Raw genomic sequence first — 11,183 nt, 5'->3', positions numbered from 1 at the left:
AAAAGGAAAATCTGTTAAGAAACAAGCTAGCACCAATTTTAAACCCCCTGGTCAATCTATCGAACAGCGTCCTGAAGCTATCAATCTGCGATTGGAGAATGGGCATTATGAGATTGATACGGTTCTGCTTACAAGGGTGAAAAATTATTGTTTACTGGTCTTAACTGATCGAAGGACTAGGCATCAAATTATCCGATTGATTCCAAATAAAAGTGCTGAGGCGGTCAATCAGGCTTTAAAACTCATCTTAAAACAACATCAGATTCTTTCCATCACGGCAGATAATGGTACAGAATTTAACCGCTTGTCTGATGTATTTTCTGAGGAACATATCTATTATGCGCACCCCTATGCCTCTTGGGAAAGGGGAACTAATGAGAATCACAACAGGCTCATTCGGAGATGGTTACCTAAGGGGACTAAGAAAACGACTCCCAAAGAAGTCGCATTCATCTAAAATTGGATTAATGACTATCCTAAAAAATGCTTGAACTACAAATCACCCAGAGAAGACTTCTTCATGGCTAACTTGAACTTGAAATTTGGCCTTGGGGAATTTCTTCAAACCACATCAGCTTGGTCAGTTCTACCTGCGACCTCAAAACTTGTGCTTTGGTCAAGCTGGGTTTAGTTTCCTAGTTTGCTCTTTGATTTTCATTGAGTATAAGATTGCAGATAAAACGATAACAATCATAGGACACAGCAGAGCCAATGTTGGTCGAAGAATAGCCCCCTAATCGCTTATTTTATGGCAAAATGAAATAAAAACTAAACATTTTGTTGAGGAAGGCAAATCAATTCCTCACAATGTTCGAGAAAGAAGGGCGGACTATTCCAACTTCAACCCACTATAAAGCAGACTTACAAGATAGGGAACCCATCTCCGATAATATAATATATAGTAGAATGAAAACTGCACAATTTGATTGGGGAATTCAAACTAATTTCTCACAATGTTTGAGAAAAAGGGTCTATTATTTCAACTGCAACCTACTATAGCCCATTAAAGTTGGAATAACCCACTGAGACTTTTAAACCACTGCTGGAGAGGAGTTTGTGTCGATTTTCTTTCATTTCCCTGAAAAATCAAAAAGAGAGAACCAATCTGATCCTCTCTTACTTATAAATGGTGCTCACTCAAATGTTAAAGGAGCTATTTCTTAGAGATAAAGGAATTTGAATACAGCTACTGCCGCAATTGCTGCTGCAATAGGTGCTACTACTGGTACCCAAGAATACCACCATTTTGAATCGCCTTTATTCTCACCAAGAACTGATTTCGGAAGGAAAGCATGAAGGAGACGTGGCCCCAAGTCACGAGCTGGGTTCAAGGCAGGTCCTGTAGGTCCTCCAAGTGATGTTACCAAAGCCATAACGAGGAATCCAAGTGCCAAGTGAGCCACAGAAAGTCCTGAAGCAGTGTGTGGAGCCACCTGTGCTTTAATAGCCAAGTCAGAAAAATCAACTGTCTGTCCTGCTTGTGTTGCCATTTGTTTCATGTATTGAAGCACTTCAGCACCAAAGAAGTTTTTAGTCAAACCGAGAGCTGCAAAGAACAAAACAAATGAACCAACAAACTCATTAATCAAACCATTGACAGTTGCTGCATAGCGACTTTCTTTTGTACCATGGTCAATACTTGAAATAGTTGAGAAAGTTCCCAAGATGTTATTTGGGTTTTCAGTTTTCAAGTAGAATGGACGGTGTGTTGCCACAACTAAGGCTTGACCAAAGATAGCCCCCAAGACTTGCGCGATAATGTAAGGTACCACTTGTGCCCAAGGGAAAAGACCGCTAACTGCAAGTCCTAGAGTGAAAGCAGGGTTGATGTGGTTCCCAGATACGTTACCAAACATCAAGGCTGGAATCATAACCCCCATACCATAACCAACAGCGATGACGAGCCAGCCACTTTGGTGACCTTTCGTACCTTTAAGTTCAACGTTGGCAACTGCACCATTCCCAAGAATGATCAAAATGGCAGTTCCCAAAAATTCAGTGGCATATTTCAGTGCCCATGTGAAATCCATTTGCTAGATTCTCCTTAAAATTTTTTAGATATTCTTTATTCTATCAATTTTTACCCTATTTAGCAACTGATTTCTGGAAATATTTTTTAAAAAATAGGATTCAGAGTTTCCCAGTCTAATGAACTTGTAAGCGTTTTTAATCTTCTCGAAAGACCTCGTTCTCAAAACCAGGAAAAAGCCCACATCTGTGAGCTTTTCCTTGTTCCTAGATTCTAAAATCTATTATTTTTCATCTTCTTTTTTCTTGAAGAATCCTAATCCTAGACCAGCTAATAAGGTCATGATACCAGCGCTAGCCAAGGTAGCATTCGCTTCTGTACCTGTGTTTGGCAATTCCTCTCTTTTATTTGTCTCAGAAGTCGGAACTTCTGGGTCTGGACTCACTGGAATTTCAGTTTTTGGAGTACCTGGTTCTGGAGTTAGCTCTGGTATTGGAGTCTCTTGATTTGGTAGTTCTGGGTTTGGTGTCGGAAAACTTGGATGCTCTGGATTTGGTTGTGGGTTTGGTTTGTCTGGAGTCGGTTCACCTGGAGCACCTGGTTCCTGAGGACTTGGAATTTCTGGAATTGGTTTTTCTGGTCTTGATAAACGGTCATACCTTACCAAAATAGTCGTACCTTTTGAATCTGCTGTTACTTCTGCATTCGATACTTTTGGTAAATCTGGTTTACCATAATTTTCAATTTCTGGCGATACGACTTCGTCCCAGTTGCCTGTTGTCCATTCACCTTCTGTCACGACTTTCGTCACTTTATTACGCTTGTTGGTTCTTGTTAATTCAACTGTTTGCGTAACTGGGCTACCTACTTCTGTTGTTTCATCAGTCGCATCTACATACTTGATGGTACGGGTAACAGTTTTGCTTTCTTTAATATCTTCTGTAGCTTGCGGGTATTTCACAACGACTGTCTCATCTGTGCTTGCGGATGTGACGGTCGCAGAAGAAACCGTAGCTGTTTCGGCTGGACCATAGTTTTCTACTGACGGTGAAGCTTTTTCGTCCCAGTTTCCTGTTGTCCATTCACCGTAGGTTACAACTCCTGTGACCTTGTTCTCAATTTTTGTACGGCTTAAGGTTACAGGTTGAACAACATCTTCTTTGACATTTTGGTTCGTAACTTTATCAACGTAATGAATGGTACGCGTTATAGTCTTCGTCTCAGTAGAGGTTGCTGTTTTGGGAACCACTGTTTCTTCAACATTCTCACGGTAGTAGTAGTTAACGGTTGCACCGTCTTCTGGTACAGTTCCTGTGGCATTTGCAGGAATTGCTACCAAGGTGTATGTTGTTTTCCTTGTGATAACTCGGTCTTCTTTGTCCTCAGTTGTTGTTTTCCCTTCAATAGTTTTTGCTTCTGTAGTATACTGAGAACCTATCGCTAAATCAGCTTTTACAACAGACTCTGCCAACTTCTCTTGGGTGCCTTCTTTGTAGTAATTGGCTGTTACTGTAGCAGTGGTTGGCGCTTCGCTCTCTCTATAAACTAAGGTCACTGTTCTACCTTCTCTTACAATATCTCCAGTTAAACTTGCAGAAGCTATATCTTCTTTTTCAAAAGTATAATATTTTCCGTCAGTAGTAGTCATGCTACTGAGTTTTTTATCTGTGACATCATAACTCGTACCAATCAGTTGTTTTTTATTGGTAATGTAGGTTCCGTCACTTTCTTTTTCTCCAATTCCAATATCATTTTTCAATGATAACAAATTCCCTTGTTCATCAACATAGCGAACTTTCACATTTCCTGAGATTAGGTCTGCCAATTCTGAGGTTTTTTTCTTTTTCTTGATTTCTTCGGTTATTTTCTTTTTCTCTTCTTCGGGAATATTTAGTTTTGGAATGATTTTTTCAACAACGGTTCGTGATGGTTCCACAGTATCTTGGATGACTGAAAAATCAGCTAGAATTGGGAGATTATACTGAACACGGTGACTTTGAGGGTTTACCCCTACCCTTTCATTATTCTCTGAAAATACTTGTACGGTATAAGAAACAACATCTTTTCCTAATAGAACATCCCCAGTAGAGAAGTAGCCACCTTTTCCTAGATTGCTATCTCCAGGACCAACTGCTGCCCTAATCTTATCCGATAGTTCTTTATCAGTCAGTACCTTCGTTCGCACAATCCCTTTATCTACCCCTATAAAGTGGGAGAAGTTTTTGAACTCTTCAGAACCAGCTCTAGCCCAACCATTATTATGATCATTTGCTTTTGTATTTGTATTCGCACTCTCAAAGGTTTGGCGATTAGCATTATATTCATCGGCACTTAGAGTTGCTGCTATATCTGACCCTTGAATACCAACTTCCTTACTACCGTTTCTAGCGGCAGTATATGTGTAGTTTTCTGTTTCAACTTCCAGCTGGTCATCGTTAACATGATAGGTAATTTTCTTAGCACCTGGTATAAGAGTAGTGAGTAGTCTATATGCTCTGTCATCAGCTTTAGCTGGAGGAGTGCTTGAGTCTAGCCAAGTTGGGGTATTAGGAGTATCTTTATCAGCAACTTTCAATAAATTATTTAATTCGTTTGATAGCTTTGTAGTTGACTGCGATGAGTGTGTAAAAGTTTTCTTCCATTCTGAATCTCTTTTTGCTGAATTTTTTATGTGCATGGTATTCTGGTCAACATTCAGCACAATATCGCCTTGTTTTTTAGCTTCTTCCGTAGCTTCTGCTTCCAATTGATTGTACAGTTTGGTATCTTCTTCTGTATAATCTCTTCTGGGTTTACGGTGTAATGGAGTAAATTTTATTTTCTCATTACGAATTTTATTAACACGAGATTTAAACTCATCTTTAAAAAATTTGGAAATTTGGAAATTCGCCAGTTCTACATTTAAACCTTTTTTGTACAAGTTTTCATTTTGAACGATTTCGGCTACACGGTGAATGGTTTCATCGTATACCGTCTTCTCTTGGCCAGCAGTATCCTTAGTTTTAATGACTACTCGATAGGTTCCTTTAGAACCATTAATATCTGAGATATATCCTGTCACAAATTCCACACGAACACGGCTTCCGAAGCCAGGAGAAAAGGCAGTAAACTGCTTCTCTATCCCATTATATCCAACTACACCTGGAGAATATTTATTATACTTATCTTTTTCTAAAAATGGGAGATTCTTAAATTCGGTGGAGTTCTTATTAGCACGTTCATTTTGAGCACGTGGATCATACTTCGAATTATCTGAAACCGTCTCGTCACGATTAGCTCGTGTACGTCCTTTAACAAGCATAAGCATGTATTTAAAACGACGGTCTAATGCTTGTTCGTGCACAAAGATGTTATCTAAGGCATCTGCCCCAAGCATACCACCTTGTTCAATCGTACCATCTTCTTTCTTATACCAACCTGTAAAGTAACCATCTGCATTTTTCTTACCAATAACGAATTTACCTGGTCTGCCATCTTTACCTGCAATCGCTGTCCATCCACCGAAAGAATCAAGTTCTCTTATTTCACCATCTTGTAATTTATCTCCTGTACCATCTTCACTGACTTTGCCGTTTTTAAATCTAAGAGCATCCCCAAGGGTGTTCATACTACGCAAGTAAGAACGTTCATTATTTTGGAAGTCGTCTGGCATATTTTTTACAATATCCCATAATTGTTCGAGAGTCAGATTTTCCTTAGGAGTATCAAATTTCAGATGGGCATTCTTATCATCCCCACCTGTCTCTCCATCTTTAGGCACAATGACCCCGGGCTGGTGTTCTTTTACTGTGTCACCCTTACGATTGGCATCCAGTAAATCTGAATCAGTATCTGCTGTGTCTGAACCTCCCTCATTTCCAGAAGTCGGCTCTGATTCAGTTCCTGTAGCTCCATTCGATGGATCACTTGCCTCCTCATCAGCTAATTCTCTTTTACTACGAGTACGAGGTTTCGTACTTTCTGGAGTTACTAGCGGATTGTCAGCTACGGGAGCATTATAGGTGTTTGCTGCTGCATCAGTATGACTGAGGTCAGTCTTGTTTTCTGGCTCTCCAATTCCAGACTGTCCTGGATCTGTCGGGTTTGCTGTCCTCTCAGCTTCCCTCGCTGACTCCACGCCCTCAGCATGAGCAATCCCAGCTCCCATCAAAAGATAGAGCGCCCCAATGACAACACTAGCTGCACCGACACTTACTTTTCGTATACTGTATTTTAATTGTTTTTCTGGACTATTCATGACTACCTCCATATATATATATATATATATCAAAAGATATATATTATAACAGACCGTATATAATAATCCTCATTTTAAATTATACAAAAAATAAGGTTTAATTTCAATTTTTTAGAGACTATAAATAGGATAAAATTGAGTTGTCATTTCGGTTTGTAATGAACACACTTAAATCAAAATGATGAATAGTACAGTCTTCTTCGAACATTGACTAAAAACTTATGCTACCGTTTTACTAAAATGCTAAAAAGTGCTATAATGTGAACGGTTAAAACAATTTACAAAAAGGAGAATGTTAATGTCTTACCAAGAAAATTACCAGAAATGGGTTGATTTTGCGGAGCTTCCTGACTATCTTCGTCAAGATTTGGAAAATATGGACGAAAAAACAAAGGAAGATGCCTTCTATACAAATCTTGAATTTGGTACTGCAGGTATGCGTGGCTTGATTGGTGCTGGTACAAACCGCATCAACATCTACGTTGTTCGTCAAGCTACTGAAGGATTGGCTCGTTTGATTGAGTCAAAAGGTGGAAACGAAAAAGAACGCGGTGTCGCAATTGCCTACGATAGCCGTCACTTCTCACCTGAGTTTGCCTTTGAATCTGCGGCAGTTCTTGCTAAACATGGTATCAAATCTTATGTATTTGAAAGCCTTCGTCCAACTCCAGAACTATCATTTGCAGTTCGTCACCTCAACTGTTTCGCAGGTATCATGATCACAGCCAGCCACAACCCTGCTCCATTTAACGGATACAAGGTTTACGGTGAAGACGGTGGACAAATGCCTCCACATGACGCGGACGCTTTGACTACTTATATCCGTGCAATCGAAAATCCATTTGCAGTTGAAGTTGCTGATGTGGAAACTGAAAAAGCTTCTGGCTTGATTGAAGTTATCGGCGAAGCTGTTGACGTAGAATACCTTAAAGAGGTTAAGGACGTAAACATCAACCCAGCCTTGATTGAAGAATTTGGTAAAGACATGAAGATTGTCTACACACCACTTCATGGTACTGGTGAAATGTTGGCTCGTCGTGCTCTTGCCCAAGCAGGATTTGACTCTGTTCAAGTTGTTGAAGCGCAAGCAACTGCTGACCCAGACTTCTCAACTGTAACATCTCCAAACCCAGAAAGCCAAGCAGCCTTTGCCCTTGCTGAAGAACTTGGTCGTCAAGTTGGTGCAGATGTTCTTGTCGCAACTGACCCAGACGCTGACCGTGTTGGTGTTGAAGTTCTTCAAAAAGATGGTAGCTACCTCAACCTTTCAGGTAACCAAATCGGTGCTATCATGGCTAAATACATCTTGGAAGCCCACAAAAATGCTGGAACTCTTCCTGAAAATGCAGCCCTCTGCAAATCGATCGTATCAACTGACTTGGTAACGAAGATTGCTGAAAGCTACGGTGCAACCATGTTCAACGTTTTGACAGGTTTCAAATTTATCGCTGAAAAAATCCAAGAATTCGAAGAAAAACACAATCACACTTACATGATGGGATTTGAAGAAAGCTTCGGTTACTTGATTAAACCATTCGTACGTGATAAAGATGCTATCCAAGCCGTTCTTGTCGTGGCTGAACTTGCTGCCTACTACCGTTCACGTGGTTTGACGCTTGCTGACGGTATCGAAGAAATCTACAAAGAGTATGGCTACTACGCAGAAAAGACAATCTCTGTTACCCTTTCAGGTGTCGATGGTGCTGAACAAATCAAAGCAATTATGGCTAAATTCCGTAACAATGCTCCAAAAGAATGGAACGCAACAGCTATCACTGTCGTAGAAGACTTCAAGGCACAAACTGCTACTGCTGCTGACGGTACTGTTACAAACTTGACAACTCCTCCAAGTGATGTGTTAAAATACACACTTGCTGACGGTTCATGGATTGCCGTTCGCCCTTCAGGGACAGAACCAAAAATCAAGTTCTACATTGCAGTTGTAGGGAAAACAAACGAAGAATCACAAGCTAAGATTGCTAACATCGAAGCAGAAATCAATGCTTTTGTAAAATAAAGACCTAAAAAGATGAGACCAACCAATCTCATCTTTTTTTCGTATCAAATCTAAGCAATTTTAGAAACTTTATGGCATACTAGACATATCAATGAAAGCGAGGTAATCTCATGGAACAATTTTTAGATAACATCAAAGATCTTGAAGTCACTACAGTTGCACGTGCGCAAGAAGCTCTTGATAAGAAAGAAACTGCAACCTTCTTTATCGGTCGCAAAACTTGCCCTTACTGCCGTAAATTTTCAGGTACATTGGCAGGTGTCGTAGCTGAAACTAAAGCTCACATCTACTTCATCAATAGTGAAGAAGCAAGCCAACTCAATGAGTTGCAAGCATTCCGCTCACGCTACGGAATCCCAACTGTACCAGGCTTCGTTCACATTGCGGATGGACAAATCAATGTCCGTTGCGACTCTTCAATGTCAGCACAAGAAATCAAAGATTTCGCAGGATTGTAAAAAATCAGCTAACAATCACAAAAACGCATAATATAAGGTGCAAAAACCTTGATATTATGCGTTTTATTGTTCCTAAAACAGTTGCATCAGCATTTCATTACAGAACATTTTAATTTTGGAAGTCAAATCAATTTTTAACAATGTTTTAGAAATCACAGTGGGCTATTCCATATTCAATTATCCAGATTCAATCGCTATTATCGTTTTCCTAGATTACAAAAAAACTACGTTTTGCTAATCAAAACGTAGTCTCAGCCACTATTTTATCTTACTGTCCTTCTTTTACTTCTTTGGTTGCTACATCTTCTCCAAACCATTTTTGGCTGATTTCTTGGAACTTGCCGTCCTTGTAAAGACTAGAAAAAGCTTCATTTATCTTCTTAACCAAGGTTGTATCTTCCTTACGGGCTCCAACCGCAAAAGCTTCTGTTTCTAGTCCAACTGTAAAGACATTATAATCGTTTAAAACACCTTCTGCTTCTAAATAATAGTTTGCATAGACACGGTCAATCAATAGACTATCAATTCGATCGTTTTTCAAATCAATCAAGGCTTCATTAAAGGTTTGGTATTGATTCGCTTCCTTATTAGCGACAATATTCTTCAAAAGTTCTGGATTTGCTTCAAAGTCCGCATAACCAGATGAGCCAGCTTGAACTCCTAATGTCTTTCCAGCCATATCCTTTGCAGTCGTGATACCAGATGACTTCTTCGTAACCAATACCTGCTCATTCTTCATATATGAGTTACTGAAAGCCACCTTTTCACGGCGTTCATCTGTAGCAGAATAGCCATTCCAAATCAGATCAATCGTTCCTTTTGTCAATTCAGCTTCTTTCAAATCCCAATCAATCGGTTGCCAATTTACCGTAATTCCGTATTTTTCAAAAACAGCTGTAGCTAAATCAATATCAAATCCTGCATAAGAACCATCTTTCTGAGCAAATCCCATTGGAACAAAAGTACTATCAAATCCAATAGTAATAGACTTGTTAGACTCGTACTTAGACCAATTATCTCCACTAGTTTCGCTAGAATTTTTCCCACAAGCTACTAAGAACAAAGCAGTCATTAGACTAACTAATACAAGTATCCATTTTTTCATCCATTTTTCCTCCTATTTAGGTTCTACTTTCAATAATACATCTGCAATATTTTCCGCGAACTGCAAATCATGGGTAACCACAATCTGGGTCATACCAAGTTCCCTATTTTGCAAGATTAGTTTTTCCACTTCCAAGCGCAATTCTGGATCTAGGGCAGAAGTTGGTTCATCGTAGCCAATGATTTCTGGGTCGATCATCATAGCACGCGCCAAGGCCACCCGCTGCTTTTGCCCACCAGATAGCGAGAAAGAATAGGCATCTGCGTGTCCTGCTAGTCCTAACTGTTCCAAGAGACCACGCGCCTTCTTATCAGCCTCCTCCTGCTTCATCCCCATGGTCTTCACAGGCGATAAAGTCAAATTGTCCAGAACTGATAAATGAGGGAACAGTTGAAAATCTTGGAATACAAATCCCAGTAGATTGCGCTTCTGTAATTCATCCAGCTCTAAGGAATCTCCATTATAAAAGATTTGCCCTGAATCAATAGTTTCAAGACCTGCAAGCATACGTAAAAGAGTTGTCTTACCTCCACCAGAAGGTCCAACGATAGCCAGGATTTGCTTTTCAGGAATACTTAGACTGAAATTAGACAGGATTTGTTTATCTCCAAATTTCTTATTGATATTTCGTAATTCTAACATGGCAGCCTCCTATCTATAATAACTATACTTCTTCTCAACTTTTTTGGAAATAATTGTCACAATCCCAATCAAAATCAAGTAAATGGCTCCTGCCAAGAACATAGGAACCAGACTAGCATCACGGTTGGCAGCTGTTCGACTAGCCAAGATAAGATCAGAAATTCCTAGAGCATAGACCAGAGAGGTATCCTTGACCAAACTCATAACTTCGTTAAAGACACTAGGAAGAACAATCTTGGTCACTTGGGGCAAGATAATATAGCGCACTGTGTCAAAAGGGCTAAACTTCAAGACCTTGGCTGCCTCATACTGTCCTCTTGGAATAGTGTCAATTCCCCCACGGAAAATTTCTGCAAAGTAAGCCGCATAGTTGAGAACAAAGGCAATAATAGCTGCAGGAAGGCGGTCTAAACGAATCCCAATACTTGGGAGCACATAATAAATAAAAATCAATTGCAAGAGCAAGGGGGTGCCACGCATAACCCAGATGTAAATGTTAATCAGATAATGGAGGGGCTTCCAATGGACTTGCAAGGCAAAGGCAATCAAAACGCCCAAAGGAATCGAAAATAGCAAGACCAGTGCAAAGACCTGTACAGTCGTGCTCGCACCATTCAGTAAACTCGGTAATATCTCAAATAAATAAGACATACTGCACCTCCTAAAAGTAATTGTTCCTATTATAGCATGAATAAACAAAATAACCAACCATTTTTGCAAAAAAATTCTATCATATACAAGTCATAACCACCCGT

At 39.8% G+C, this 11,183-nt stretch carries 7 protein-coding genes and 4 pseudogenes; 3 read left to right on the top strand and 8 right to left on the bottom strand.

Annotation, left to right across the window (positions count from 1 at the left end):
* A pseudogene (locus tag HT729_RS09265) lies at window positions 1-454 on the top strand (IS30 family transposase); the annotation flags it as partial.
* A 706-nt stretch (window positions 455-1,160) separates the two neighbouring features.
* Here the strand turns inward: HT729_RS09265 and gla are convergent.
* The 5 genes and pseudogenes from gla to HT729_RS12470 form a co-directional block, all read right to left on the bottom strand.
* Complete coding sequence (gene gla, locus HT729_RS09260) at window positions 1,161-2,030, bottom strand: aquaglyceroporin Gla (RefSeq protein ID WP_023933475.1); 870 nt, start codon at window positions 2,028-2,030, stop codon at window positions 1,161-1,163.
* Between the two features lie 222 nt (window positions 2,031-2,252).
* Window positions 2,253-2,903: an LPXTG cell wall anchor domain-containing protein gene (locus HT729_RS12605; protein WP_345890466.1), complete on the bottom strand. Its 651-nt coding sequence runs from the start codon at window positions 2,901-2,903 to the stop codon at window positions 2,253-2,255.
* A gap of 6 nt (window positions 2,904-2,909) precedes the next feature.
* Window positions 2,910-3,218 (bottom strand): annotated as a pseudogene (locus HT729_RS12600) (cell surface protein); the annotation flags it as partial.
* Window positions 3,176-4,294: pseudogene (locus tag HT729_RS12155) on the bottom strand (MucBP domain-containing protein). The pseudogenes HT729_RS12600 and HT729_RS12155, both read right to left, overlap by 43 nt.
* A 1,807-nt stretch (window positions 4,295-6,101) precedes the next feature.
* Window positions 6,102-6,206, bottom strand: a pseudogene (locus tag HT729_RS12470) (YSIRK-type signal peptide-containing protein); the annotation flags it as partial.
* Between the two features lie 298 nt (window positions 6,207-6,504).
* Between HT729_RS12470 and HT729_RS09250 the strand changes: the two are divergent.
* Window positions 6,505-8,223 (top strand): phospho-sugar mutase, encoded by a 1,719-nt coding sequence (locus HT729_RS09250; protein ID WP_172931937.1) that lies wholly within the window; start codon window positions 6,505-6,507, stop codon window positions 8,221-8,223.
* Window positions 8,224-8,333: 110 nt separating this feature from the next.
* Complete coding sequence (locus HT729_RS09245) at window positions 8,334-8,681, top strand: PedC/BrcD family bacteriocin maturation disulfide isomerase (RefSeq protein ID WP_172931936.1); 348 nt, start codon at window positions 8,334-8,336, stop codon at window positions 8,679-8,681.
* Between the two features lie 268 nt (window positions 8,682-8,949).
* Here HT729_RS09245 and HT729_RS09240 read toward each other — a convergent pair whose 3' ends face one another.
* The 3 genes from HT729_RS09240 to HT729_RS09230 are packed head-to-tail and all read right to left on the bottom strand — an operon-like array spanning window position 8,950 to window position 11,079.
* On the bottom strand, window positions 8,950-9,786 hold the full coding sequence (locus tag HT729_RS09240; RefSeq protein WP_172931935.1) for an amino acid ABC transporter substrate-binding protein: 837 nt from the start codon (window positions 9,784-9,786) through the stop codon (window positions 8,950-8,952).
* 12 nt (window positions 9,787-9,798) lie between these two features.
* Window positions 9,799-10,428 (bottom strand): amino acid ABC transporter ATP-binding protein, encoded by a 630-nt coding sequence (locus tag HT729_RS09235; protein WP_100128003.1) that lies wholly within the window; start codon window positions 10,426-10,428, stop codon window positions 9,799-9,801.
* A gap of 9 nt (window positions 10,429-10,437) precedes the next feature.
* Window positions 10,438-11,079, bottom strand: a complete 642-nt coding sequence (locus HT729_RS09230; protein WP_000120831.1) for an amino acid ABC transporter permease — start codon at window positions 11,077-11,079, stop codon at window positions 10,438-10,440.
* Window positions 11,080-11,183: the final 104 nt, after the last annotated feature.

Source organism: Streptococcus sp. 79 (assembly GCF_013277425.1).
Lineage (GTDB): Bacteria > Bacillota > Bacilli > Lactobacillales > Streptococcaceae > Streptococcus > Streptococcus pseudopneumoniae.
Note: the sequence above shows the minus strand (reverse complement) of the source record. Positions and strands in the feature narration are given on the sequence as shown.